The organism is Glaciecola sp. XM2, from assembly GCF_018595715.1.
GTDB lineage: Bacteria > Pseudomonadota > Gammaproteobacteria > Enterobacterales > Alteromonadaceae > Glaciecola.
In genome coordinates this window covers 13,109-39,736 of the sequence record NZ_JAHEOJ010000027.1, presented here as the reverse complement: position 1 = coordinate 39,736, position 26,628 = coordinate 13,109, and the positions used below count along the sequence as shown (strand labels likewise).

The window sequence follows — 26,628 nt, the reverse complement described above, 5'->3', positions numbered from 1 at the left end:
TGGCTACTCAATTCCTATCATCATTCGAATGCTTACCAAGACTAAAAACACGGCAAAGATGCGCTTCAGTTTCACGGTATCCAATTTGTTGGTAAGTTTAGCACCAATCGGCGCGGTCAGCATAGAGCTTATTGCAATGCCTAATGTAGCCGGTAAGAACACATATCCGAGCGAAAACTCAGGTAAATAAGGTTGCTGCCAGCCTGCGTATACAAAGCTCAAGCTACCAAAAAAGGCAATTAATACGCCACAAGCACTCGCGCATCCTATCGCTTTTTTAATGTTGACTCTAAACCATACCAGCGAAGGTACTATTAGCGCACCGCCACCAATGCCCATGAGCGCCGAAATAAAGCCGCTACCCAAGCCAATGGTTGAAAGCTTTGCTTTACTCACATCGTGAACCGATACGCGGTTTCGATTAAACACCATCTGCAGGGCAATCAACACCACTAAAATAGCGAAAATACGCTGTAATAAAACACCCGAAATACTGGCGGCAAACTGAGCGCCAAGTAAGGCACCAATCGCAATGCCAATGCCCGAGTATTTGAAGATATCAACATCTAAGTTGCCTAAGCGATAATGAGTAAGCGCTGATGATAAGCCAGTAAAAATAACGGTAGAAAGGGACGTCGCAATCGTAATGGGCATGGCATTTTCAACGCTGATCCCCATCAAATGCTGCAACATATATAGTAAGGCTGGCACAATCACCAAGCCACCGCCAATCCCTAGCAGACCGGCTAAGACCCCCACAATCGCGCCTAAGCCTGTGCAAAGCAACATCAGCAATAATAGTGGCTCCATTAACCTCCAGCCCTTACTAATCCGCCTAGCTTTTTCGATTCTAAATATTTACTGAGTAATGATTTGACCGCTTCAGGGTCGTCTTTGGCCATAAGCTCAGGTAGCAATGCTTTTAACTCCTGCATATTGGTGTTACGAATTACCCAATTGATTTTACGCAAACTATAAGCATTCATACTCAATTTACGAAAGCCCAACGCCATCAACGCAACCGCACCTAAAGGCTCACCGGCTAATTCGCCGCATACCGTCACAGGTACCTTATTGGCAAGGGAGCCTTGTTGGATTTGGTGAAGCGCAGCAAGCACCGAGGGATGATAGCTAGAATACAGCGATGAAACTCGCGCGTTATTTCTATCTACCGCCAATAGGTATTGCGTCAAATCGTTGGTTCCCACAGAAAAGAAGTCTACGCGCTGCGCTAACTGAGGCAAAATAAACAGCACCGATGGCACTTCTAGCATCACCCCAACGGCAGGTTTTGATAGCATCTGATTTTCGGCTGACGCCTCCTCTTTTACCTCTAAGAAAGCCTGCTTAATAAGTCTTTTAGCATCATCCACTTCACTTACACTGGTGATCATGGGTAGTAGAATATGCAAATTGGATAGCCCAATGCTGGCGCGTAACATCGCTCTGACTTGGACCAAAAAGATATCCGGATGGTCGAGTGTCAAGCGCACTCCGCGCCAACCTAAAAACGGATTTTCTTCACTGATGGGGAAATAAGACAGAGGCTTGTCGCCACCCACATCTAGCGTGCGTAAGGTAATTTCTTTCGTCGGATGCGTCGATAATACGCTTTTATAAAGCTCATATTGCTCGCGCTCAGACGGAAACCGTTCGCGCATCATAAAGGGGATCTCAGTACGGTAAAGTCCCACTCCCTCGCCCTGCTTAAACTGCTCCATTTCGATGTTGGCTGTCAAACCGGCATTAACCAATAGCGACATGCTTTGTCCGTCTTCAGTCACGCAGGGCAAATCGCCTTCAACACTGATTTTTCGCTGTAGCGCTTCTTCTTCATCGATGAGCACTTGGTAACTTTGTTTGACTTGCTCATCAAGCTGCATGACGACTTCGCCTGAATACCCATCAATAAAAAGCTCATTGGCTTTTAAGGCGTTAATCGATACGCGTTGCAAACCCATGACTGCAGGTACACCCATTGCTCTGGCCAAAATAGCCGCATGTGAGTTGTTAGAGCCTTTTATGGAAATAATGCCGGCTAACTTATCGCGCGGAAATTCTGCGAGCATCGGAGCGCTGACCTCTTGCGCCACCAAAATACAAGGGCCATCAGGCACCCGTAAAGAGCTTGGGTCATCTCCAGCATATAGGATGTTGTTAAGTATGCGGTTTGATAAATCTACAATATCTACCGCACGCTCGCGCATATATGGGTCTTCCATGTTGCGAAAACGGGTCGCGTAACGATCAATCACAAGCTTAAGAGAGCTTCCTGCATCCCAACCTTCGTGAATTTCTTTTTCTACCTCACGCCCGAGACTGTTTGCGTCTAGCAATTGGTCATAGAGTTGGAAAATTGCGCGGACATCGTCAGGCAATTTATCACTGAGGTCTGCCGACAAGTCTCGTACTTGGGTCCGTGTCATTTGTACCGCATTGCGATATCGGGTGATTTGCTCTTTGACATCTTTATGTTTGCGCGGAATAAATTGGGCGAGATCGTGTTTAAAATTGACGGCATAACCTATACCCATGGCCAGGCCTGGTGAGCCGGGTATTCCATTGACTGTGCGCGGTTCAAATGGGGTGCCATTATCTAAAGCTGCGCTATTTCCGCGCATTTGTGCGTTCACAATTTCCAAGGCAATTTGCGCGGCTAGCGTGACTAAGAAAGCTTCTTCGTCTTCGCTAAAACGTCTAGCCTTTTTTTGTTGCATGGTAATGACGCCCAACACCTTACGCTGATAAATGATAGGTGTACCGATAAAGGCGTGATAACTTTCTTCTTTTACTTCTGGATAGTGCTTATATCGAGGATGGGAGGGGGCGTCTTCTATATTGAGAGGTTCTTCTCTATCGCCCACCAGGCCTATTACCCCTTCGTAGAACCCAATTTTCACCTTGCCCACAGCATCTGGATCAAGACCATCTGTGGCCGTAAGCACTAGATGCCGCTCCGCATAATTAGACAGATAAATACTGCAAGAGTCGACCATCATAGTAGCTTTCACCATACTCACCAACCTCACCAACGCTTTATCAAGCTCTGGTATTTGGCTGACTTCTTGGATAATCGTTTTAAGGCTACTTAACATGAACCACCCTTGATGAACAAAGAGACGTAACTATTTTGGCTTACGCCTTCGTCCTTTTTTATTTGGATGTGAGGAGTTTAACCGCTGCGACGGCATGCCTACTGGCGCGAACTCTTTTAACACTTTTCGGTATACGTCTCGCTTAAATGAGACAACGTTGCGAATGGGATACCAAAAACTCACCCACCGCCAATCATCAAACTCTGGATGACCACACGCTGCTAAATTTACATCTTTTTCATGACAGCTTAGTGATAGCAAGAACCATTTTTGCTTCTGCCCGATACATACCGGATCGGTGCCTTTGCGCACTAGCCGTTTCGGGAGTTTATAACGCAGCCAGTTTCGACTAACGGCAAGGATATTGACGTCTTTTTCTTTCAACCCAACTTCTTCGTACAACTCTCTGTACATCGCTTGTTCGGCTGTTTCGCCTTGGTCAATCCCTCCTTGCGGGAATTGCCATGAATGCTGGCCATATCGCCTAGCCCAAAAAACTTGGCCCTGTTTATTGCAGATAATAATGCCAACATTCGCGCGGAATCCTTCGGTATCAATCACTTAGATGACCTAGCGCGGTTATACTTTAATATGTCTTCATTCTTTCATAAACTAGTAGTTATGCAAAGCAAATGTTGTAATTAGCAAATGATTGAGAATAAACCAGCCGCGCCTGAATCAGAATCGGTGTTGTTAAACCGTACCAAGGCCATAGCTGGTATGAGTTTTAAAGAATTAGCCGATGAGCTAAACATTCAAGTTCCCGAAAACTTTAAACGCCATAAAGGTTGGACCGGTCAACTACTTGAAATCGCTTTAGGCGCCAGCGCGGGCAGCAAAGCACAACAAGACTTTGTTGATTTAGGCATTGAGTTAAAAACGCTGCCCCTAAGTTATGACAATACGCCATTGGAGACTACATACGTGTGTTATGCCCCACTGACGAATCTTGCGGGGATCACATGGCACACTAGCAATGTCAAAAACAAACTGCAAAAGGTGTTGTGGGTACCTATTCAAGGAGAGCGAGAAATACCTGTAGCCGAGCGTATCATCGGCAGTGCATTCATGTGGGAGCCTACTGCAGAGCAAAATGCCTATCTTCAGCAAGATTGGGAAGAGCTTATGGATCTCATTGTGTTAGGCAAAGTGGAAACGATCAACGCTCGGATGGGGCAGATGATGCAGTTGCGACCTAAAGCTGCTAACGGCAAAGCACTCACCCAAGCTATCGGTGAAGATGGCACAATAATACAAACTCGCCCCCGAGGCTTTTATTTGCGCAAAGAAATGACTCAGATGATTTTGGACGCACACTTTCGTTGATTAAGATCAACGCACCCTTATCAGTGCTAACCTAAACTGTATGCACAGTCAAAATCGAGGTATTTCCTATGGCACTTTTAATCACTGATGAATGCATTAACTGCGACTTATGTCCCGAAGAATGTCCAAACGACGCCATTCATATGGGCGACGAAATTTACGAAATCAATAGCGACAAATGCACTGAATGCGTGGGTCATTACGATACGCCTAGTTGCGTGAGTGTGTGTCCTGTCGAATGTATTGTGCCTGATCCTAATCGCAAAGAGAGTCTTGACCAACTTGCTGAAAAGTTTGCCGCTATGCACGGGTAATACAGGGCCGTTAAGTAGGTGAGTTTGTCTTCTTCTAACTTATCTACTTAACTGAAATATATTTTGTGTATAAAGAGCACATCAGCTCGACCTAGCTCATCTCCAAGCAATCGCATCTCGCACAAAGCAATCCATCGTCAGTTTTTTGCTGTAACATATCCAATCAAAGATTCGAACAGCCTGTTGTTGCGAGCAAAATCCCTATTATGAAATATGTAAAACATTGGCAATGCACGGAATGTGCAACGCAATATCCCGTTACAAGCCCTATGAACTTATGTCCCGCTGACGGTCGTCCGGTGCAGCTGATACTTGATACCGACGCCATTAAACGTGACTTCCCTGATATGCAATGGTTTCATCCACAGCAAAAGTCTATGTGGCGTTTTGGCCAGTTATTACCTTTTAATATTGGCGATCCACAGCAAAAAGAAGTTATCGCAAGCCTTGGTGAAGGCCATACACCGGTGATTAATATTGGTGAGTATCCGCTGGTCAAACAGCTAGGTTTAAACGTCTACATCAAAGATGAGGGCCAAGCATATAAAGGATATGGCGCCAATCCGACGGGCAGTTTCAAAGATAGAGGCATGTCGATGGTGACCACCATGGCGAGACACTACCAGCTATCAAAACTGGCGGTGCCGACGCAAGGTAACGCCGGGGACTCTTTAAGCGAATACGGATTGCACTATGGCTTTGAAGTCGCTGTTATCATGCCCGATGACACACCCATGCCAATTATGGGTAAGGTAGCAGCCTACAGTAAGATACATAACAACATTCATCTGTCATTAGTAAAAGGCACTATTCGCGAGGCAGGTGCCTTTATGAAAGAAACGTACCTACCCGACGGCTTTTTTAACTGCGCCACATTCCAAGAGCCCGGCTGGCGTATTGAAGGGAAGAAAACCATGGGCTTGGAGCTTGCTGAGCCATGGCCTAACGAAAAAGCACAATGGAAGCTACCCGACGTCATTTTATATCCCACTGGCGGCGGCACCGGCATTTTGGGCATGTGGAAGGCCTTCAACGAGCTTGAGCAGCTCGGCGTTATCGACAGTCATCGCCCAAAAATCATCGCAATACAAAGTGAAGCAAATCCTCCCGTGGTCGATGCCTTCATACAAGGCTTAGATGACACTATCCCCACCGACGGCGGAGAGACTATGGCAACGGGACTAAATGTGCCCGGTGGTGTTGGCCACAAAGCCGTGCTCAAGATACTACGAGAAAGCAAAGGCGGAGCGATTGCCGTTAGCGAACAAGCGATGGCCAAGCACACAACGGCTATTTATCAGCAATACAATATGTGGATAAGCCCAGAAGGTGCAGCAGCAGTTGCTGCACTTACAGATGCGGTCGAGCAAGGCTTGGTTAAACAGGATGATTTAGTCGTGTGTTTTAATACCGGTAGCGCTGAGAAGTACTTACCACAAATGCGCCACCTCTTAATGACAGCCAAAGCTTAAGTGCCATCGAGCCAAGTAAGTTGCTATGCCAGCTTACTTGGGAATGACTTTGAGATTTTCTACCGTAGTTGGCTCGTCTGACTCTAGCGACCTTTGCTCTTCGTTTAGGAATGATTCAGCTTGTTCCCTTGAAGCCTGATTTTCGTCTTCTTGTTGATGCGCTTCACAGGTAATGGTAATGGCATAACTGAACACAGCACCCACCAACACCACTATCCAACAAAGGTAGACCCACACAAATAAGATGGGAACAGCGGCTAATGCTCCATAAATCACCTGATATGATGGAAAACTAGACACATAAAAGGCAAAAGCGTCTTTAGACAGTTCAAACAACACCGCCGCTAAAATTGCGCCCCAAATTGCATACTTAGCACGTACCGTGCGATTAGGAACCACCATGTATAAAATCATGAAAGCGCCAATAGCGGCAAAGCTAGGAACGAGTTTTAAAAACGCAGTACCAAAGCCTGGGGTATAATCATCTGCAAACTCAGCGATAGCGGCCAAATATGAGCTCACCGCAATGCTTGAGCCAATCAAAAGTGGACCAAGGGTGATCACCATCCAATAAATGGCAAAGGTGTACACCATTGGCCTTTTCATTTCGGTTTTCCACAAATGATTAAGCGTTTTATCAATATTAGAAATTAACAGAAGTGCCACCACCAATAAGGTGGCAATACTCACCGCCCCCATTCCCGAGGCGTTACCAACAAATTCACCAATATGAGTTTGGACGACATCCCCTGACGCGGGGACAAAATTACTAAAGATAAAGTCTTCAAAGACCTGACGAAAATCGCTAAAAGCAGGAAATGCAGACATGATCATAAAAAATACCATGATCACAGGCACTAAAGAGAGCAAACTCACATAAGCCATATGCCCCGATGACACCGTAATGCGCTCGTCTTTTAGATGTTTTAAAAAGCATTTCGCAATATCGATAACAAGTGGCTTGCGCGACTCATAGTAGGCTTTTGCATTCAATAGCAAACTCACATCAACCTCTAGGTGAAAGAATAAAGGTGTAGTTTACTCGTTATTTCTACTAAGTGCCAAATATAGCGATACTTGAGCGCTTATCCCTGACGACGTAAGCCTAGCATGTGGCAGATAGCAAAACTTAATTCACTACGATTAAGGGTATAAAAGTGAAAGTGCTTCACCCCTTCTTTAGCAAGCACCTTGACCATATCCATGGCGATGTTTGCACCAAGTAAGTTACGAGTCGCCTGGTCGTCTTTATCAAGCCCTTCATACATTTTATGTAACCAACCGGGCACATGGACGTTGGTAAAACCTGCAAAGCGCTGCAAGGTTTGGTAATTGGTAACCGGCAGTAAACCAGGCACGATGTCTAGATCAATGCCCGCAGCAGCGGCTCTATCTCTAAAACGTAAAAAGACGCTAGTGTCGAAAAAGAACTGCGTGATGGCTTCACTTGCTCCCGCCTCAGCTTTGCGCTTTAAATTAAGTAAATCAAATTGATCATTGCGCGCTTCAGGGTGCTTTTCTGGGTATGCGGCTACAGATATATCAAAATCTGCCACATCTTTTAGCAAGGTAACAAGATCACTTGCATACATATCCGTCTTGGTCACACCCTCGGGCAAATCTCCTCGCAGTGCAACAATTCTGCGAATACCAGAGTCCCAATAGTCTTGCGCAATTTGCTTGAGCTCTTCGGGCGTGGCGTCAACGCAGGTCAAGTGGGGAGCAGTAGGTACGCCAGTTTCTGAATGAATGCGCTTGACGACAGCATGGGTGCGGTCTCGCTCGCCGCTATTTGCACCATAGGTGACTGACATATACTTTGGATTGAGTGGTGCAAGTCGCTCTACCGATTTCCATAAGGTACTTTCCATCTCTGGCGTTTTAGGAGGAAAGAATTCAAAAGACACATCAATGTCGCGCAATTCTGAAAGCGATTGATTAAGTGCATCAATACCTTGTGCGTAAGAAACCATGAAAAAACCTAGTGGACGTTTAGACGTCCAAAATACTTAAACATCGTCTAGACGTCAAGCAGTTTACACGTCTAGATTGACCTTTTTATTATTCCAGTTAGAATTTTGATATAACACATACAACAAGTGATCGACAAAATGGCTCAATGGAACGGAAAATACATACACCCATATGCAGAACATGGGAAAAAATCAGAACAGGTTAAAAAGGTAACGGTGTCGATCCCCATCAATGTACTCAAGGTGCTCACCGACGAGCGTACCCGTCGACAAGTAAGTAACCTGCGCCATGCGACTAACTCCGAGTTGTTATGTGAAGCATTTTTACACGCTTTTACCGGTCAGCCATTACCTAACGACGAAGACTTGCGCAAAGATAACCCAAACCGAATCCCCAAAGAAGCGCGCGAAATCATGGAAAAGATGGATGAGGGCAGTGCAAAGAGCGACAATTAGCTCTTTATTGTCGCGATAAATTGATCAGACTGCTCAATAGCCGTATTCATCTCTTTAATCAAAATATTCACATCGCGCTGTATGGTGCTTAATTCCCCCTGCAGCGCGCCTATCGCATTTGCATTTAGATTATGCTTTAAATACAAGACGTTATCTTGCAGAGCGCTTAAGACTGGATCCATACTCGCTTCAACTTTACGCATAGAGCTAATCAAATCTGAATAATTGCGCTTGGTCGCTCGTAACTGCCTTTCACTGTCGCGACGCAGGCTCGCATTGCTTATTTCTAAAAGCTCCGCTTCCCATTCTCTAAATAAGGAGTCTGCTACGCTTTCTACCTTTTCTATATGAGCACTTACATCTTCTGCGCTTGCTTTGCTGTCTTCATAGCGGTCGTTCAGGTCGTTATATACGTCTTCAAGCTCACCACCATCAAAGTTAATCAGAGTGCTAAACTCTTCAAGTGCGCTGGCAAACTCTTGTTGCGCCTCTTGCTGAGATTCTTGGGCATCTTCCACTCTGTCGACTAAAATTTCCCGTTTTTCAAAGCCAATTTTCTCCCACATATTAAAGTAGGCATCTTGAATTGCCGCTTGGCAACCGGTCAGCAGTAATACCGCCGATATCATTAAGAGTGCGTTTTTTCTCATGTTAAGTCCTTTACCTGATGATGAGTACGTGAGATTGTAAACAAAATGTTGAACAATATATGTGAAATCTGCGTTTCAAAGCATAGCGCTGTAGATAACAATACTGATAATTAAATGCTTTAGAACGTCTCACGTTCTTACGCAAACACTACATCTATGAGGAATTTGTGTCTAGTCATTCTTTTAAACTGCTTGTTACCCACGATCATATGCTGCACGTTGAGCGTGCAGGTAACCCATCTGGTATCCCCGTGTTGTTTTTGCATGGCGGGCCAGGCGCAGGGATAAACGGAAACTATCGATGGCCATTTGATTTAGAAGAATACGACGTTATTGCTTTTGACCAACGCGGCTGCGGGCAGTCTAAACCGTTTGGGTGTTTAGAACATAACACGGCGCAAGACCTCATAGAGGATATCGAAGCGATTCGCCTGCATCTTGGTATTGAACGCTGGTCCGTATTTGGTGGCTCTTGGGGCGCCACTTTGGCACTATTATATGCTATCGCCCACCCCAAACGAGTAACGCAGCTGACGTTACGGGGCGTTTTTTTAGCCCGCCAACAAGATTTCGACTGGTTTTTAAATCCTCACGGTGGGGCAGCCCAAGTTTACCCTGACGCATATCAAACCTTTAAGGCGTTGGTCCCTCGCCTACACGACACTACAGATATTACGAACGCATTTTATGCCATGTTTGCCAGCGATGATGAAACAGTGGCGCAAAAAGCGTTAAGCGCATGGTTTAATTGGGAGGGGGCTATTTCCAAGCTACTGCCCGATAAAAGCCCCTCAAGTGAAGTCGCATCCACGCAACAAGTAAAAAGCTTGGCGTTGTTGGAGTGCCATTATTTAAAGCATCATTGCTTTATCGCTGAAAATTTCATTCTTGAAAACGCCCATGTCCTATCTGATATCCCAGTGGAAATTGTGCATGGCAGATACGATATGGTCTGCGCAGTTTCCGCCGCGCAAGCACTTCATGACGCGCTAACGCAATCTCAACTATACATTGTCGATAACGCCGGACATAGCGCGTCAGAACCGGGTATACGCAGTCAGCTTATCGATATCATGGCAAAGCATGTGCTGGCACAAAAAGCACTCGAGGAAAGCGTATAATGATCGGACTCATTCAGCGCGTTCAAAAGGCCAGTGTGAACGTGGAGGGGAAAACCGTAGGCGCAATCGATAAGGGTATTTTATTGTTGCTAGGCGTAGAAAAAACCGATACCGAAGCGAGCATAGAGAAGCTTGCTCGCAAAGTGGTCAACTATCGAATTTTCAGTGATTATGATGGCAAAATGAATTTAAGCTTGCTCGATATCAGCGGTGAATTATTGGTGGTATCGCAATTTACACTTGTGGCACAAACTGACAAAGGCAATCGCCCCGGCTTTTCAACCGGCGCAAGTGCTGAGCAAGGAAAACAGCTGTATGAGGCATTTATTGCACATGTTAATCAGCACTACCTTACTTGCCAGACCGGTAGCTATGGTGATGACATGCAAGTTTCTCTCGTAAACGATGGACCAGCGACATTCTATTTTAAGGTCTAGGCTACATATTCCGCTAGGTGACATTTTTAAAATTCAAGCTACAATCACATAATCATTTACTCTAGGAAATCTTCGGCATTGTATACGATTGAAAATCCTACTTCCGAAAAAGATATCGAAGACTATTTTGCTTTTCGCTGGCGATGGTTGCGCCAGCCTTTTGGCTATCCTCAAGGCTCGGAAAAAGATGAGTACGAAGGAGTGAGTGAACATAGAGTGGTGAAAAACCTAAACGGTGAGATTCTCGCTTGTGGTCGCGTGCATCTCAATACCACAGAAGAAGCTCAAATTAGGCACATTGCGGTGCATGATGACTATCGACGCAAAGGTATTGGGCAAATCATGTTGGCCGGCCTTGAACAAGTTGCCCGAGATTTAGGTGCCGAACGAGCCGTCACAAATTCACGTGAATCGTCGATTAACTTTTTTAAACACAACGGTTTTCGTATTATCGATGATGCACCTAATGAATTAGGTAAGCTTAAGCGCAAGCAAATGTGCAAGAAGCTGTTTGATACCAATACGCTTCTAATGCATCCAAAATGGTGTAGAGAGCTACAGACTACATGGCATGAGCAAATCCCAATCACCGAACACATGGGTATTAAGCTTCACCAGTACACCGAACGCACCATTGAAACGCGAGCTTCTTTGAACAAAAACGTCAATCTGCACGGTACAATGTTTGCGGGCAGTATTTACTCGCTTGCCACCTTAACCGGTTGGGGCATGATTTTTTTGCAGCTAAAGCAAAAAGACTTAGAGGGAGAGATTGTATTGGGCGAAGGCAGTATTCAATATCATAAGCCAATCAACAAAAAGCCCCGCGCCATATGTAATATTGAATCCATGAACACCAAGTTTGAGCTACTTAAACAAGGCAAAAAAACGCCTGTATCTCTCACAGTGGAGGTGCTAGACAATGAAACAAGCGTTGCACAGTTTACGGGACAGTATTGGGTGTTACCTCCCAAGACATAATTAAATGATAAGCTGTATGATGCCGAAAAAACGATCGCCCATCATGTTCACAAATATCGAACATTGTTGTCGTTAAGAACCCGTGCTTTTTGTTCTATCAGTCAATCGTGTACTTTTGTAAACGATAAACAAATGTTTTGTAAGACATCCCTAGTAATGCTGCGGCCTTCGTTTTATTCCCTTGGCACATATGCATAGCCTGCTCTAAGCACTGGCGTTCGAATTTATCCCAATTGATACCATTTTTGGGGAGTTTAAAGCTCGCCAGCTCAAATCTATCTTGTCGCTTTGCATCACTGTTTTGCAGCTCATCGATGAGTGCATTTTCATCACCGAGCAACACTAAGCGCTCAACTCGGTTAGACAACTCACGGACATTGCCGGGCCATTTGTAACTTAAAATAGCCTTTAAAGCTGCCTTACTGAGCTTGAAAGGTGCTAGCCCATGCTGCATGCTAAATTTCTTTGTAAAAAATTGCACTAGCGTGGGAATATCTTCTATACGCTCGCGAAGCGAAGGCATCTCAATCGGAATTACATTTAGGCGATAAAACAAGTCCTCACGAAATTCGTTTCGTGCAATCATATCTTGTAAATCTCGATGAGTAGCGGCAATAACACGAACATCCACTTTGACATCATCGACGGCGCCCACAGGGGTTAAAGTGCCTTCTTGCAAAAAGCGTAGTAACTTGGTTTGGCTGTTTAATGACAGCTCGCCTATTTCATCTAAAAACAGTGTGCCGGTATCAGCACTTAATAATAGACCAGACTTGTCTTGATGGGCCCCTGTGAAGGCGCCTTTCTTTGCCCCAAAAAGTTCGGCTTCGGCAAGCGCTTCAGGGATTGCTCCGCAGTTCACCGCAATAAAAGGCGCGCTATTTCGTAGCGACAGTTCATGTAACGCGCGAGCAGCAAGCTCTTTGCCTGTGCCGCTTTCGCCCGTAATCAAAACCGTTGCATTGGTCGTGCTGATGCGCTTTATGCGTTCATATACGCGCTGCATGCAAGGCGCATTACCCACTAAATCAACCAGTTGGCCTTGCTCACTTAGTTGCGCATTGAGTTGATTGTTTTGCAGTCTCATTGCGTGGGCTTTTTGCACTTTGTTAATGCACATCAGCAGGGTTTGACGTTGAAAAGGCTTACTTAAATAGTCATCTGCTCCCGCCTCCATCGCCGCAACCGCATGAGAGATGGTTCCGTAGGCGGTGGTAATCGCAAAGCCGACTAAAGGGTTTTGCTTACGTGCAAATTTCAACACGTCCATCCCCGTTAAACTACCTAGCTTCCAGTCACTCAAGACAACATCAATAGTGCCGTCTTGCTTGAGCAACACCATTGCCGCTTCAGCGCTTTGTGCCGTTGATACCGTGTAGTGCTGCGAACGCAAAATAGAGGCGATGAGCTCGCACTGCGCGGCATCATCCTCCACCACTAACACATGGACGGAGGTTGAAACGCTGCTGTCAGTATTGCTATTCATCATGGAACAACTGCAATCGAGCAAGGCAACCGCGCGGCTTGATATTCATAAGTTCAATTCGCCCTCTGTAATGCAAATGCGCTAAGCGCTTTAAGATGAAAAGGCCCATCCCAGCTCCTTCTGGTTTAGTGGTTATATGTGGTTTAAACAAGTCTTCTCTTATCGCCTCAGCAATGCCAACACCACCGTCAACAACGTTCAATTCAATACCTTGATGTGCCTGGCTATTTCCTGCTTCAATAGCATGCAAAGTAATGCTCACAACGGAGCCGGGTTCACTTGCCTCTACAGCGTTGTTTAGCAACACATGAAACATTGCCCTGACTTCGTGCTCGGAGCAACAAAACACCACGTCATCGTGCGGCGCAAATTCAAAGCGCACTTTTGAGCTTGATGAAAGCTCCATCATGATATCTTCAATCACTAATACTAAATTGACAGGCTGCTTTCTTTCTTCTTGGTAATTGGCGAGGTCGAGAAGATGATAAATGACTTTATCAAGACGTTGAATTTTAACTTGTATATCTTCTGTAATCTTACTGCGCTCTTGCGGTGTTAAATCCGTTTGTTGTAAATGTTCGATACCCAAACCAATTGTATTTAAAGGATTACGTAAACTGTGGGCTAAGCCCCTGGCGACTTCACCAAGCTCTGCTAATTGTTGCTGCTGCTGGTAGTCGTTTTCAATCGCATGCAATTCTTGTAGGCGCGTACTGGTGTGATTAAACATTTTCAGGGTATCGCGCATTTCCTTGACGCCCTTCTCGGGCAATTGCGCACCGAACTCCCCTTGTCTCAAACGCTCAAAACCCAAGCTAAGCTTTAGCAGCGGCCTACTGATGACGGCCGCTAGTGCATATGCGAGCACAAGTGCAAATACTGTAATGGCAACAAGCATATTGCGTAATCGATAGAAATACGCATCCACCGCTGACTCTTTTTCATCAAAACTGATAATTGTTTGCACGGCCTGTTCATCCAATCTCGGTAAATTTAGCGCATACATGTTCTGAACACCTGTCACCGCCTGTATTGGTGAGTCTATCGCTAACTGCTCTAATAAACGGCCCGCGCCAGAGGATTCAGTTACGGTCACTGTTTTGGTTTTATCACCTGTGACCATTACAAAGTCCTTATCTAGTTGAACTTCCTTGTTTGGCGTATTTTGAATAGTAATAGAGATCTGATTTGCGGGTGGATTTGTGAGTGTAGGCAACGTGAATTGGCCTTTAAAGCGCTCCTGTAAGCTGTTGATTGCTAGGTTCGATAAGGTGTTGGTCTTTGCACCAATCTCTTCGCTCACTTGTGTACGCAAATGCTCAATAAGGTAAAACTGAATACCTGATACTAGCAGTATAAAAAGTGCAAATAGTATAAAAAGGTAGTTTCGTAATGACACGCATGCATCCTATGTTTTCGCTCTTACATATAGAGTAAAGCAACAATTAGACCGTGATTAAAGATATTTAACCTGATGATTTTACATACTATTTTAAGAGTGAATTAAAATAGTATGCAAAAACTTCCTCATATAAGGAATACCCTTCCCCATTTGCGCGAGTTATCTTTATAAAGCATGCCATGTTACCTTATCAAATAGTGGTAAGTGTATGTTTTATAGCTGGTATTCAAAGTTGGCATAAAGCTTGGAATACACCACATAGAACAAACACCTTTGAAGCTTTGCTGTTGCAACAATACTCATCATAGCTTCAAGCACTTTAGACCGATAGAAGGATTATCCATATGCGTTACACAACACGTCAAAACAATTTCAAAAAATTACCGGTAGTGCTTGCGCTTACGACGGCTGCATTACTAATGAGCACGCAAGCACTTGGGCAAGAGACAAGTGAAAAAGTAAAACACAAAGTCATCGAAATCAAAGCCAAGTCTAGCTTACCTACTATTATTCAAATTGACGACAATGGCGAACGCAAAGTGATTGAATTAGATAGCAGTGAGATAGAAGACTTAGCGTTGCTAGAATCAAAACTGACTGGGCTTGATTCTGAAACCCAAGCCCTAGTGCTAAGCTTGATGTCTGAACGAGATAAAAAAGGGAAAGGACGATTCTTTTTCCCTAACTCGGACGGCGCAAGCTCTCAAGAGACCACTATGCGGCTAAACAAAATGTTGGAGGGCAGTGAGCTGCGTAAAGATGTTGAAGTGTTCGTGTTAAATGATGGCGAGGGCATTGAATTTAAAGGTGCCTTAAAAGGTCATCATCAAAGTATCGTGAAGTTGATTGAGCACGGTGAGTTTACCCGTGAACAGCTAAATGAAATTCGTGCAGCACTAGACGCTAAGTATTAGTCGCTAAACTCGCATCGCGAGACCTTCAAGTATGCTTCAATGCAAGCCGCCGGTGAGTCGATAAGAATCCGCGGGCATAAAAAAAGACCTTTCAAAAAGGTCTTTTTTATAATGTTCAACGTGTTTTGAAAGGCTTTAGAGCATTGCTGCCTGAAGTTTTTTCATCGCGTTCTTTTCGATCTGTCGAACACGCTCTGCAGAAACCTGATATTCGTCGGCTAAATCCTGCAATGTTGTTTTATCGTCTGCTAGCCAGCGCGTTTCAATAATATGCTGACTGCGCTCATCAAGGGTTTTTATCGCTGCATACAAACGTTTGGTCGCTGCCTCATCCCAATCAGAGTTGATAACTGAAGATTCAACATCTTCTGACTTATCTTCTAGATATTGCGCGGGACTGAATATCGCTGAGTCATCATCGTCAGCACCTAAATCGAAGGCTTGGTCTTGGCTGCTCATACGAGCTTCCATCTGCAACACTTCTTTAGTGCTTACACCGAGTTCTTCTGCTACTTTTTGTACTTCAGCATGCGTAAACCAACCTAAGCGCTTTTTCGCTTTGCGCAGATTAAAGAAGAGTTTACGCTGAGCTTTGGTGGTAGCGACTTTTACGATGCGCCAGTTTTTCAATACAAATTCATGGATTTCAGCTTTGATCCAATGCACAGCAAACGACACCAAACGTACACCCACATGCGGGTCGAAGCGCTTAACCGCTTTCATCAAACCAATATTACCCTCTTGGATAAGATCTGCTTGAGGAAGGCCGTATCCTGAATAAGATTTAGCAATATGCACAACAAAGCGCAAATGTGACATAACCAATTTACGCGCAGCCTCAAGGTCCCCATCTTCAAAAAGACGCAGGCCCAAAGATTTCTCTTCTTCTGCCGATAACATGTCAATGCTGGAAACTGCTTGAATATAAGTTTCAATGCTTCCGCTATTGGGGACGGCTAAAGCGAGTGATTGCATTTTTTCTTTCATCGTTACCTCATTCATTTTTCTACAGTATATGACTGTATAAATGACCAATAGTTCGCAAAATTTATTTCAAAATTCAATCTAACAAATATAAGGATTGAATTTGAAAACACAAGTATTTGTTTGAATCTTTTATAGCGATTTTGCATAACTAGCGCAAAACACTAATGAAGTAGTCTACGAAAGAGATAAAGACACAGTTCAAACAAAAATGTGTATAGCTAATTTAATCGATTAATAAGGAAACGTTATGTTTGCGTATGTTGCACGTCAGGCAATTTATGACACCGAAAAACGCGTTTTTGCTTACGAGTTATTATTCAGAGATGGGGTGAGCAATTGTTTTCCCGACATCTCGTTAGATGAAGCCACCAGTTCGATGCTGGCAGACAGTCATCTCTCTGTGGGCGTAGAAAATATTTGTTTCAACAAAATTTCGTTTATCAATTTCCATCAAGACACCATCATCCATCGTTTTCCGTCAACGCTCGACCCATTAAATGTTGTCATTGAAATTGTCGAATCAGTAGATGTAAATGAGCAATTTGTAACCGCCTGCGAACAAATTAGCAAACAAGGTTATAAAATTGCGCTAGATGACTATGATTTCTCCGACAAGTGGGAACCACTTACACCGCTTGCTAAATACGTCAAAATTGAAGCCGATTTAATCGATTTCAATAACCCAGATATCATGCAAAAAATCAAAGCGCTTCGAGAGGACGGCAAAATACTGATTGCTGAACAAGTAGAAACGCTAGAGGATTTCAATCGATTTAAAGATGCGGGCTTTGACTACTTTCAAGGGTATTTTTTATCTCGACCAGAAGTAGTCAAACACAAAAATGTGCAGGTTGCGACCACCTCTATTTTGCAACTCGTTGCGGCAAGCTCGAGCGACACCTTTGATTTTCAAGAAATTAACGACGTGTTTGAAAAAGACATAGGCCTAACATATAAGTTGATGCGGTTTATCAACAACCCGCTATTTAATAAGCGTCAAACCATCAACTCGCTGCATCATGCCATTCGCTTCCTTGGGGAGCTAGAACTGAAAAAATTCATCGCTTTGCTAGCGATTGCCAATCTGCGTGGCAATAAGCCCGTTGACCTTATTCTATCGAGTTTGGTTCGGGCGAATTTTTGTAAGTTAATGGGCCTAGCCATGACGCACAAAGAAAATCCACCGAGCAGCTACATCTTAGGCTTGTTTTCGCAGATGGACGCGATGATGGATATGCCCATGCCAGAAATCATGAAAAACCTACCGTTTTCTGACGATGTAAAAACTGCCCTGTGCGAAGTTCATAGCAACACTGATCTAGCGCTTCAGCTGCGTATTTGTATTGCCTTTGAACGCGCTGATTGGGCGGTAATTTATGAAATGAGTCAAAAGGCCAATATCCCAGAAGCAGACCTATTTCAAATGTACTACGACTCTGTGCATTGGGCGAATGCCATGCAAGCCCAAGTAGCGGAATCAAACTGATATGATCGTATTTGCTCGTGAACCGATTTTTGATAGCAAAAAAGCGCTTTTTGCTTATCAGCTAGTGTTTAGAGACGGCGATGAAGGTTCATTGCCCGAAGAACTGATTACGGCGCAGCAATCTGCGTATCAAAGTGGTGTGGGTCTAAACGCGCTACTGCAGGGCTATGTATCGTTAATTAGTATCTCTCATGAGGTTGTTTTTGCGGGGATCCCCGATGACTTTTTCCCGCAAGAGACGATTATCGAAGTCAAAACCATCGAACCTGAACAGCAAGAACTGTTACAAGCGCTAAACCGGCTTCGCAAACAAGGCTATCGCATTGCAATGAGTGCCGAATTGCCAATAGATCTTGATTGCATTCGCTTAGCAGACTACATAAAGGTAGATATTAATTCTGTCTCGATTGTTGAGCTTAGAGAACTGCAAAAAAATGCTGTCGCGATGGATATACAAATCATTGCAACCGGCATTGAAACCCATGAAGAATTTGAAAAATGCATAAAAGCGGAATTTGACTATTTTCAAGGGCACTTCTTTCTTGCTCGAAAATATCAGCCGCAAGACGACTTACCTGCAAGCCGAATTGCCTTGCTTGATTTGCTTGGTCAAACCTCCAACCCACAAATCGATATGGAACGGGTGCGCAATACCTTCGAGCAAGATGCCACATTGTCTTACTTGCTCTTAAGATTCATTAACAACCCTTTGATTAACAAATCTCATCGGATCACGTCGATTAAACATGCTATTACCTACTTAGGCGAAGTAATGTTGCGCAAGTTTGTGGCAATCATCTCTATCGCGCAACTTAACCAAGGGAATGCAGAAGAGCTGCTGCAAGTGTCATTAGTACGCGCAAAATATTGTGAGCTAATTGATGCAAAAATCGCAAACAAGCAAGATGCGATGTCGGCATTTATGGTGGGATTGTTTTCGTTACTTGACGTGATATTAGACCGAGATATGGCCATTTTACTTGGGCAAGTCCAAATTTCTGAATCTATTTCAGACGCCCTGCTTACCCAAAGCGGTGAATATTGCAAAATACTTAGCAGTATCAAAGCACTTGAGTCGAGCAACTGGCTGAACTTTAAGAGCCTTGCCCAGGGGCTAGACTTATCAGAAGAAGTGCTGCATCAAGCCTATCAAGAAGCAGTAAACTGGAATAATGACCTGCATCATCAACAAAGTACGCTGTTTCCTAAGGCAAGACCTTAAAAGCTACTCGGGCTCAATCTCTTTGACGTGACGATTCACCGAGATCATAGAGCCCATTAAACCTAGGCCTATGGAAAGCGCGAGCATAATACCAAATGCCTCTAAATCCATGCCGGTGATATCGAGCTGCACTTGATACAGTTGCATAAATGTTTCGAGGCTCATACCAATCCACCATAAAATGATGCTCACTGTGAGCCATGCCATTACGCCGCCTAACAAGCCAAACCAAAAGCCGGTGTATAAAAATGGTCGTTGAATAAACGCATCGGTGGCACCCACGAGTTTCATTACCAAAATTTCAGAGCGCCGATTAAGAATATTGAGCCGAATGGTGTTGCCAATGATCAATACCACCGCAAAAAATAGCAATACCGCAAGCAGATACACGAGCTCTTTGGCAATATCAAGTAGCGCATATAAGCGCTCCAGCCATTCGATATCCAGCTTACCGATTTCGACTTCTCGTTCTTTACGTAACTTATCAAGTAGCTTAGCGGCAGCGGTAGGCGTTGCATGCTTTGAGGTGGGCACCACCAGCACGACGTCGGGTAAGGGATTCTCATTGAGGTAATTTAGGGCATCCCCCAGTCCTGAGATACGCTGAAACTCCTCTAGCGCCTCGTCTGCAGGCACAAAGGTTAAATCGGCTATTTCATCCCAAACCGACAGCCGAGTCATGAGTTGCTGTGCGTTAGCTTCACTTACGTTGCTATGCAAGAACAATGAAATCTCACTGGCTTGCTGCCATTGAGCGGAGATCTGCTCGGTGTTTTTTACCAAAATGTATAAGGTACTAGGTAAGGTTAAACTAAAACCAAGCACCCCAATGGTCATAAGAGAGGCGAAGGGCGCGCGGTAAAGCTCTCCTAAACTATTCACGGCTTGGCGTAAATGATCCGTAAAAAACATAAACAGGCGCTGCAAAGGCCCTACTTTTTTTGAGCTTGCGCCCTGCTGACGCCCTTTAAACAGGATGCTCATAGATAACCATCCTCTGCGCTATCGCTTAAACCATCGGTGATCATTCTGCCTTGTTTTAAGGTCAGGGTTCTGTATTTCATGCGGGCGATTAAACCTAGATCGTGAGTGGCAATAAACACCGATACACCGGCCTGATTAAAATCTTCAAATAAACGAATGATTTCCATCGAAAGTTTCGGATCTAAATTCCCGGTGGGCTCATCTGCTAATAGCAGTGGAGGACGATTAACCACAGCGCGCGCTATACCAACACGCTGTTGTTCACCACCGGATAAGGTAATGGGTAAGTTACGCGCTTTATCTTTTAGGCCGACCATTTCAAGTGCTGCGTCTACGCGCTTAGCAATGGTTTTGCGTGTATGACCTTCTATGACCATAGGCAAAGACACATTGTCGAACACCGATTTGTCCATCAACAACTGATGGCTTTGAAAGATCATACCGATATCACGGCGAATATAAGCGATTTGTTTACGGGTGATGTTACTTAAGTTGTGCCCATTGATAAGCACGTTGCCAACGGTTGGACGCTCCATAATGCTTATCAATTTGAGCAAGGTGCTTTTTCCTGCACCCGAGTGACCGGTTAAAAAGGCCATTTCACCCTGTTCAACATGAAAGCTTACCTTAGACAATGCATTTTGCCCGCCAGGATAGGTTTTGCTGACCTGTTCAAACTTAATCATGATTCTTCCGTAATGCGCCGTTGCTCATCGCATAGTCTTCTTATTGTTTACCATCATCAAACAGTGCATCGACAAATGCTTGTGATGAGAATGGGCGCAGGTCATCAATAGCCTCGCCTATACCAATGTAGCGCACTGGGATGTTAAATTCATCTGCCAACGCAAAAATGACTCCGCCTTTTGCGGTGCCGTCGAGTTTGGTTAAATTGATACCCGTAATACCCACCGCTTCATTAAATATTTTGGTTTGACTAACGGCGTTTTGCCCAGTGCTTGCATCGAGGGTTAACATAATTTCGTGAGGGGCTTGTGGTATTTGCTTTTTCATCACCCTGACGACTTTTTTGAGCTCTTCAATCAAATTATCTTTGTTTTGCAGCCGCCCTGCCGTATCGGCAATTAATACGTCGGCCCCTCGCGCTTTAGCTGACGCAACTGCATCAAAAATAACCGATGCGCTGTCAGCACCCGTTGGCTGGGCAATAACGGCGATATCGTTGCGTTCACCCCATACTTGCAATTGCTCTACCGCAGCCGCTCTGAAGGTGTCACCCGCCGCTAACATGACTTTTTTGCCTTGGGATTGAAACTGTTTGGCTAACTTACCAATAGTTGTGGTTTTACCTACACCGTTCACCCCCACCATTAAAATCACAAACGGTAAACGTTGCCCTTGCTCATCAACACCAGCATCTAGGCTTAATGGCACTTCCACGGGTGTTAAAATATCCTGCATCTGCTGTTTTAAAAGCTTGCCTAGCGCATCGCCGTCTTTTAATTGCGAAAGCTTGGCTTTGTCAGTTAACTGCTGAATAATTTTTTGTGTCGTTTTCATGCCCACATCGGCTACGAGTAGTTGGGTTTCCAAATCTTCGTAAAGCTCATCGTCGATATTCTTGCCCTTGAGTAAGGCGACAAAACCGCTGCCGATGTTTTCTTTAGTGCGAGATAAGCTGTTTTTGAGACGCGAAAAGAAGCCTTTGTTGTCATCACTTGATTCAGCCACAGCCTCATTATGTTCATTAGTAGATGCAGGCTCAGTCGTTACCTCTGCTTCAGGCTCTGAGCTAGGCGATGGTGTGTTTATCTCAACGTCGACTGCTTTTTCATCCGCAAGGGTGTCGGCGTCGTTGTCGTTTGGCGAGGTGTCTTGCGCGTTATCACTCGGCTGTTGGTCAATATCTTGATTGTCTTTTTTAGATTTGTCTTTTTTTAACCAGTTAAACAACGCCACTTCCTCTTAATAAATTTTGAATGCCACTCGACGCGAGTAAAATATATTGTTGCCTGTTTTAGCATTAAATACAGTACAATTATCTCAATTATGATAGCACTTTGGTTGCATATGACGCCATCTTCTAAATTCGGTAAAGCAAAAATCACGCGCACAAAGTCACCAAAAGCTGGCGCTATCCGCATTATTGCGGGTCAGCATCGTGGTCGCAAGCTTCCAGTTTTAGCGTCTGAAGGGCTCAGACCCACTTCCGATAGAGTCAAAGAAACCCTATTTAACTGGTTAATGCATGATATCGCAGATGCACGCGTGCTGGATATGTTTGCCGGTGCAGGCAGCTTAGGCTTTGAGGCACTCTCTCGACATGCGAAACAGGTAGTCATGGTTGAAAAGGATGCAAAGGCGGCTAAACAACTTAACGATAATGTGAACATCTTAAAGGCACAAAGCGCCGTGCAGGTCATATGCGATGATGCCCTCAGCGCGCTTTCTCGCTTCAATACGCCCTTTGACATTGTCTTTGTTGATCCCCCCTTTACAAAAGGGCTCGCAGAGAAAGCTATCGCAAAGCTGCTGGAAAAGGGACTGCTGAATCCCGATGCCTTAATATATGTGGAAACCGAAGTGGCATTAGCCCCGTTCGCAGATGCTAGGCTGCAGAGGCTTAAGGAAAAAAGTACGTCACAAGTTAGCTATCGTTTATATCAATACCTAAACTGCTAACACCCTGCTCTAGGATATCTGAGCGTAGCGCTTTAACCTCATCGGCTTTTAAACGTTTGTGGCGGCACGCGGCCAAAATTTCATTTAATGACTCAAGTTCAAACTGCATCAGCGGATGCTGTTTAAGTTCAGGGCCGGTCAACTCCTCGCCCTCGGTCACGTTGATATATCGCTCCACGCAACCTTGGCTTAATTTTGCCACCATCACCGCACCTTGAGGCTCTTCGTTAGCCAATAACTGCAAGGTAGCATGACATGCCATGCAAAAATCTAGCGCGGCATAGGCGCCAATATTATCGAAATCGTCGGTGTTTGGCGTAATTTCTTCTAGCTTTTCACCTTGCGCTTCAGTGCTCAGCTTCATGGCTTTATTGGTACTGACTTCCCATAGAAGATTGACCAAGTTTTTAGCCGCATCAGCATGCGGCAGGTTCATCGCCTCACAAAACAGCAGGTAATTGGGTAACATCCGCTGAATAAGCGCAGTGCTTAAGATTAAGGCTTGGGGTTTATCGAGCTCACGAATTAACGCGAAAGTATTAAGTTTTTGATGATTAGCCATGCGCATACGCCTACTGATTTAAGAATTTTGCATTATATGATGAACGAAGGACGTTACACCATTTAACAACATTTGAATGGCGATCATGATTAAGATCATCCCCATCAACCTTTCAATTGCTCTAAGACCCTTTTCGCCTAGCCATTTGTGTACCTTATTCGACATCATCAAAATTAACGCGCTAGCACACCAAGCAGCAAATAAAGCGATGCTCCATTTGGTCATTTGGTTGGGCTCTTGGTTGGCTATTAGAATCAATGCCGCCATGGTAGACGGCCCCGCGATCATCGGCACTGCAAGGGGCACAATGAAAGGCTCCTCCCCCTCAGGTAAGTTCATGATACCCCCGGGCTTAGGAAAAATCATACGCAGCGCGATAATAAACAAGATGATCCCGCCCGCTATGCTCACGGTTTCTTGCTCAATCTGCAAAAAGTCGAGCACAGCCTGACCACTGTGTAAAAACACCATTAAAATGACCAACGCAATGATCAACTCGCGCAGCACCACCTTAGTTTTGCGCTTTGGTTCGATGCCTTTCAAGACCGACATAAATATGGGCAAATTGCCAAGAGGGTCCATGATCAAAAAGAGCATGGTAGCGACCGCTAGTGTTTCGAGCATAATTAATATGTGCCTACTGTATGATTATTGCTAATATTTTATCGCAAGCTGTCGTTAAAGAATGTACGAAAACTTGCTTTTACCATGGAGCCATTGAATGAGCCTAATGACCGTTACCGAAGTTGCTGACTTTTTGTCGGTACAAGACGTGCGCGTGCAACGTCTTGAACGCGAGAGCCTACTGCTATCAAAAGATAAAGATGCACAAGGTAATCCATTATTCGACAAGAATGATGTAGAGAAATACAAAGAGCTTGCCGAAAGACTAGGCGGTTTATAAACATTTAATAAATGTTTAAAACCGCCTCATAAGCACTCACTGGTGATGCTCAAACCTTCGATTGAGCACCTAGCCTAATAACAGCTCACTTATGCTTCTCATACCCATCGCTGTGCCACCTGCTGGCATGACTTCGTTGCCGTCACGATTGTAAGCAGCGGCTAAATCTATATGCAACCATCCTTTACCTTCTTCATTTACAAAGCGAGATAAGAACCCAGCGGCATTAGATGCACCGCCCGCACCGCCACCCTTTTGTGGACGACTATTTGCTGTATCGGCAAATGGCGATGGGCACTTGTATTTATGCGCTGGAGTAAGTGGCAGTGGCCAATGTGGCTCATTTACCTGTTCACTGATGGCTAAAAACGAAGCGCATAGGTCCTTATCCATACTAAATACGGCATTGTACTCGCGACCCACTGCCATCACTGCAGCGCCAGTAAGTGTGGCAGCATCCACAATAATTGGCGCCCCTGACTCAGTGGCGGCCATTAAGCCATCTGCTAAGACTAAACGCCCTTCAGCATCGGTATTTACAATCTCTACTGTTGTGCCATTTTTGTAAGTGATGATGTCACCAAGTTTATAGGCATGGCCTGAGATTAAGTTTTCTGCACAGCACAAAAACAGTTTTACTCGCTTGCTTAACCCTTGTTGAATCGCTAAGCCCAATGCCCCGGTAACGGTGGCTGCACCGCCCATATCGCATTTCATATCGAGCATACCTTCGCTTGATTTGATGCTGTAGCCGCCGCTATCGAAAGTAATGCCCTTACCTACTAATGCAATTTCCACCGATGCATCTGCGTTTTGTGTGGGGTTGTAGTCTACCTCAAGTAGAACCGGAGGACGCACGCTACCGCGTCCGACTTCGTAAATACCATTCCAACCGGCTTCTACGAGCTGCTCACCCACATATGCCTTGATGCTGACGTTAGATGGCGAAAGTGAACGCAACCATGTGCTTGCTTGTTCTGACAAACTTTCTGGGCTGAGCTGCTCTGGGGTTTGATTGACGATACTGCGCGTAAACAAAAGTGACTCCAACATTTGCTGAAGCTTGACCTTATCGGTATTTTCGCACCAATGAAGCTTTGCCGTGGTTTTAGGGCCAAAGAAGCTTTGTGCAAATGCCCATTGTTGCTCCAAGTGCCAATCACCCTCAAGAGAAATGTTTGAGCTCACCATAGAGGTTAATTTACGGGCACACAAAGCAATGGTGTGCAGATCGAGCTCGTTAGGCGTTACAAATATTTCTCCGCTATCGCCATTTAACTGCATTGGCGTAGAAGTGGCCAAAAAAGCCGGTGGTGCTTGTGTGGAAAGTTTTACTACAAATGCGGACATTCTTCCTCCAGAATAAGGCGCGTTTTTTCTTTGCACGGATAATAACAAATGTATCGCTTTACTTCTGCCTTAATTCGCGGACGCTTGATTAAAAGATACAAGCGTTTTTTAGCCGACGTAATGCTAGAGAACGGTGACGTTATCACCGCGCATTGTCCCAATACCGGCGCTATGACCGGGTGCGCTCATGAAGGCGTCGAGGTTTATTTGAGCCAGAGCAATAATCCTAAGCGTAAATATGCATATACTTGGGAATATTCTAGCGATTTAGACGGTAATAAAATTGGGGTAAACACCGCAAACGCCAATCGAATTGTGAAATCGGCCATTGCCAACAAACAAATCAGTGAGTTTGCACACTACTCTCAATGCTTCGCTGAAACTAAGTTTGGCGATAGCAGAATAGATTTCATGCTGCAGGAAGACGGTGCGCCCGATGCGTATATAGAAGTAAAGTCGGTGACACTTGCGCACAATACCACAGCCATGTTTCCAGATACGGTGACCAAACGAGGTACAAAGCATTGTCATGAATTAGTTGAGATAATTAGGCAGGGGCATCGAGCGGCGCTTTTGTTTTGTATTCAACGAGAAAACATTACCGACTTTAAAGTGGCAAAAGATATTGACCCCAAATATTTTGAAGCCTTTGAATATGCACAAAAAAATGGCGTGGAGATACTGGTTTACACGTGCAAAATGACGCAAATAGGGGTCGAACTAAAGGCGAAGGTAGCAATATCTTCATAAAAAAAGATTGCAATTTTCAAAAAAATGACCATATTACCGTCCTTAAAATTTTTCAGGTCGATGGTCAACCACATCAAGTGATGTGCACTTAAGGTTTATCGGCTTTAGTGGAA

Annotated in this window: 28 protein-coding genes; 13 read left to right on the top strand and 15 right to left on the bottom strand. The window is 44.7% G+C overall.

From position 1 onward, the window contains the following. Positions 1–3 precede the first annotated feature (3 nt). The 3 genes from KJ365_RS14995 to rppH are packed head-to-tail and all read right to left on the bottom strand — an operon-like array spanning position 4 to position 3,656. Positions 4–810: a sulfite exporter TauE/SafE family protein gene (locus tag KJ365_RS14995; protein WP_214452492.1), complete on the bottom strand. Its 807-nt coding sequence runs from the start codon at positions 808–810 to the stop codon at positions 4–6. Then, complete coding sequence (gene ptsP, locus KJ365_RS14990; protein ID WP_214452491.1) at positions 810–3,095, bottom strand: phosphoenolpyruvate--protein phosphotransferase; 2,286 nt, start codon at positions 3,093–3,095, stop codon at positions 810–812. The genes KJ365_RS14995 and ptsP overlap by 1 nt, the downstream gene beginning before the upstream one ends. A gap of 30 nt (positions 3,096–3,125) precedes the next feature. Then, positions 3,126–3,656: an RNA pyrophosphohydrolase gene (gene rppH / locus KJ365_RS14985; RefSeq protein ID WP_214452490.1), complete on the bottom strand. Its 531-nt coding sequence runs from the start codon at positions 3,654–3,656 to the stop codon at positions 3,126–3,128. An 87-nt stretch (positions 3,657–3,743) separates the two neighbouring features. Between rppH and mutH the strand changes: the two genes are divergently transcribed. From mutH to KJ365_RS14970, 3 genes are all read left to right on the top strand, one after another. Then, entirely contained in the window at positions 3,744–4,421 is a 678-nt protein-coding gene (gene mutH, locus KJ365_RS14980; RefSeq protein ID WP_214452489.1) for a DNA mismatch repair endonuclease MutH, read from the top strand. 68 nt (positions 4,422–4,489) lie between these two features. Further along, entirely contained in the window at positions 4,490–4,735 is a 246-nt protein-coding gene (locus KJ365_RS14975) for a YfhL family 4Fe-4S dicluster ferredoxin (protein WP_214452488.1), read from the top strand. Between the two features lie 206 nt (positions 4,736–4,941). Then, on the top strand, positions 4,942–6,207 hold the full coding sequence (locus tag KJ365_RS14970; protein ID WP_214452487.1) for a threonine synthase: 1,266 nt from the start codon (positions 4,942–4,944) through the stop codon (positions 6,205–6,207). Positions 6,208–6,240: 33 nt separating this feature from the next. On the opposite strand, the gene KJ365_RS14965 is transcribed toward KJ365_RS14970, so the two are convergent. Together KJ365_RS14965 and metF are read right to left on the bottom strand one after the other, a co-directional pair. Beyond that, positions 6,241–7,212, bottom strand: a complete 972-nt coding sequence (locus KJ365_RS14965) for a virulence factor BrkB family protein (protein ID WP_502793496.1) — start codon at positions 7,210–7,212, stop codon at positions 6,241–6,243. Positions 7,213–7,292: 80 nt separating this feature from the next. Next, on the bottom strand, positions 7,293–8,180 hold the full coding sequence (metF, locus tag KJ365_RS14960) for a methylenetetrahydrofolate reductase (RefSeq protein WP_214452486.1): 888 nt from the start codon (positions 8,178–8,180) through the stop codon (positions 7,293–7,295). A gap of 138 nt (positions 8,181–8,318) precedes the next feature. Between metF and metJ the strand changes: the two genes are divergently transcribed. Then, positions 8,319–8,636, top strand: a complete 318-nt coding sequence (gene metJ / locus KJ365_RS14955; protein WP_214452485.1) for a met regulon transcriptional regulator MetJ — start codon at positions 8,319–8,321, stop codon at positions 8,634–8,636. Here metJ and KJ365_RS14950 read toward each other — a convergent pair. Next, a complete protein-coding gene (locus KJ365_RS14950) occupies positions 8,633–9,286 on the bottom strand; it encodes a DUF2959 domain-containing protein (protein WP_214452484.1) in 654 nt (217 codons plus the stop codon). The genes metJ and KJ365_RS14950 overlap by 4 nt on opposite strands. Before the next feature lie 167 nt (positions 9,287–9,453). On the opposite strand from KJ365_RS14950, the gene pip reads away from it, so the two are divergent. The 3 genes from pip to KJ365_RS14935 all read left to right on the top strand — a co-directional run bounded on the left by pip (position 9,454) and on the right by KJ365_RS14935 (position 11,825). Next, entirely contained in the window at positions 9,454–10,407 is a 954-nt protein-coding gene (pip, locus tag KJ365_RS14945) for a prolyl aminopeptidase (RefSeq protein ID WP_352109424.1), read from the top strand. Then, positions 10,407–10,844 (top strand): D-aminoacyl-tRNA deacylase, encoded by a 438-nt coding sequence (gene dtd, locus KJ365_RS14940; protein ID WP_214452483.1) that lies wholly within the window; start codon positions 10,407–10,409, stop codon positions 10,842–10,844. Before pip ends, dtd begins: the two co-directional genes overlap by 1 nt. Positions 10,845–10,922: 78 nt before the next feature. Beyond that, positions 10,923–11,825 (top strand): bifunctional GNAT family N-acetyltransferase/hotdog fold thioesterase, encoded by a 903-nt coding sequence (locus KJ365_RS14935; protein WP_214452482.1) that lies wholly within the window; start codon positions 10,923–10,925, stop codon positions 11,823–11,825. A 97-nt stretch (positions 11,826–11,922) separates the two neighbouring features. On the opposite strand, the gene KJ365_RS14930 is transcribed toward KJ365_RS14935, so the two are convergent. Both KJ365_RS14930 and KJ365_RS17070 read right to left on the bottom strand, forming a co-directional pair. After that, positions 11,923–13,314, bottom strand: coding sequence for a sigma-54-dependent transcriptional regulator (locus KJ365_RS14930; protein ID WP_250884275.1), 1,392 nt, complete (start codon positions 13,312–13,314; stop codon positions 11,923–11,925). Next, complete coding sequence (locus tag KJ365_RS17070) at positions 13,304–14,710, bottom strand: ATP-binding protein (RefSeq protein ID WP_214452481.1); 1,407 nt, start codon at positions 14,708–14,710, stop codon at positions 13,304–13,306. Before KJ365_RS17070 ends, KJ365_RS14930 begins: the two co-directional genes overlap by 11 nt. Before the next feature lie 347 nt (positions 14,711–15,057). Between KJ365_RS17070 and KJ365_RS14920 the strand changes: the two genes are divergently transcribed. After that, positions 15,058–15,627 carry a hypothetical protein gene (locus KJ365_RS14920; protein ID WP_214452480.1) on the top strand — a complete coding sequence of 190 codons (570 nt, stop codon included), beginning with the start codon at positions 15,058–15,060 and terminating at the stop codon, positions 15,625–15,627. A 135-nt stretch (positions 15,628–15,762) separates the two neighbouring features. On the opposite strand, the gene rpoH is transcribed toward KJ365_RS14920, so the two are convergent. Next, on the bottom strand, positions 15,763–16,614 hold the full coding sequence (rpoH, locus tag KJ365_RS14915; RefSeq protein ID WP_214452479.1) for an RNA polymerase sigma factor RpoH: 852 nt from the start codon (positions 16,612–16,614) through the stop codon (positions 15,763–15,765). 247 nt (positions 16,615–16,861) lie between these two features. Here rpoH and KJ365_RS14910 point away from each other — a divergent pair, with 247 nt between their 5' ends. Continuing rightward, a complete protein-coding gene (locus tag KJ365_RS14910) occupies positions 16,862–18,100 on the top strand; it encodes an EAL and HDOD domain-containing protein (RefSeq protein WP_214452478.1) in 1,239 nt (412 codons plus the stop codon). A 1-nt stretch (position 18,101) separates the two neighbouring features. After that, positions 18,102–19,322: an EAL and HDOD domain-containing protein gene (locus tag KJ365_RS14905; protein ID WP_214452477.1), complete on the top strand. Its 1,221-nt coding sequence runs from the start codon at positions 18,102–18,104 to the stop codon at positions 19,320–19,322. 3 nt (positions 19,323–19,325) lie between these two features. Here the strand turns inward: KJ365_RS14905 and ftsX are convergent, their stop codons facing one another. From ftsX to ftsY, 3 genes are read right to left on the bottom strand one after another with little or no spacing between them, the layout of a single operon-like run. Further along, a complete protein-coding gene (gene ftsX, locus KJ365_RS14900) occupies positions 19,326–20,306 on the bottom strand; it encodes a permease-like cell division protein FtsX (protein WP_214452476.1) in 981 nt (326 codons plus the stop codon). Further along, the gene (gene ftsE / locus KJ365_RS14895; RefSeq protein ID WP_214452475.1) at positions 20,303–20,992 is read right to left on the bottom strand and encodes a cell division ATP-binding protein FtsE; all 690 of its coding nucleotides are present in this window, start codon (positions 20,990–20,992) and stop codon (positions 20,303–20,305) included. The genes ftsX and ftsE overlap by 4 nt, the downstream gene beginning before the upstream one ends. Before the next feature lie 40 nt (positions 20,993–21,032). Beyond that, positions 21,033–22,220 carry a signal recognition particle-docking protein FtsY gene (gene ftsY / locus KJ365_RS14890; protein WP_250884274.1) on the bottom strand — a complete coding sequence of 396 codons (1,188 nt, stop codon included), beginning with the start codon at positions 22,218–22,220 and terminating at the stop codon, positions 21,033–21,035. 117 nt (positions 22,221–22,337) lie between these two features. Here ftsY and rsmD point away from each other — a divergent pair, with 117 nt between their 5' ends. Next, positions 22,338–22,949, top strand: a complete 612-nt coding sequence (gene rsmD, locus KJ365_RS14885) for a 16S rRNA (guanine(966)-N(2))-methyltransferase RsmD (RefSeq protein WP_214452473.1) — start codon at positions 22,338–22,340, stop codon at positions 22,947–22,949. Here the strand turns inward: rsmD and KJ365_RS14880 are convergent. Next, entirely contained in the window at positions 22,915–23,511 is a 597-nt protein-coding gene (locus KJ365_RS14880) for a YjaG family protein (RefSeq protein ID WP_214452472.1), read from the bottom strand. The genes rsmD and KJ365_RS14880 overlap by 35 nt on opposite strands. An 18-nt stretch (positions 23,512–23,529) precedes the next feature. Then, complete coding sequence (locus KJ365_RS14875; RefSeq protein WP_214452471.1) at positions 23,530–24,135, bottom strand: YhgN family NAAT transporter; 606 nt, start codon at positions 24,133–24,135, stop codon at positions 23,530–23,532. Positions 24,136–24,232: 97 nt separating this feature from the next. Between KJ365_RS14875 and KJ365_RS14870 the strand changes: the two genes are divergently transcribed. After that, on the top strand, positions 24,233–24,415 hold the full coding sequence (locus KJ365_RS14870; protein ID WP_214452470.1) for a helix-turn-helix domain-containing protein: 183 nt from the start codon (positions 24,233–24,235) through the stop codon (positions 24,413–24,415). Positions 24,416–24,484: 69 nt separating this feature from the next. On the opposite strand, the gene pepB is transcribed toward KJ365_RS14870, so the two are convergent. Then, the gene (gene pepB / locus KJ365_RS14865) at positions 24,485–25,765 is read right to left on the bottom strand and encodes an aminopeptidase PepB (RefSeq protein WP_214452469.1); all 1,281 of its coding nucleotides are present in this window, start codon (positions 25,763–25,765) and stop codon (positions 24,485–24,487) included. Between the two features lie 48 nt (positions 25,766–25,813). On the opposite strand from pepB, the gene sfsA reads away from it, so the two are divergent. Beyond that, positions 25,814–26,515 carry a DNA/RNA nuclease SfsA gene (gene sfsA, locus KJ365_RS14860; RefSeq protein ID WP_214452468.1) on the top strand — a complete coding sequence of 234 codons (702 nt, stop codon included), beginning with the start codon at positions 25,814–25,816 and terminating at the stop codon, positions 26,513–26,515. The last annotated feature ends 113 nt before the right edge of the window (positions 26,516–26,628 follow it).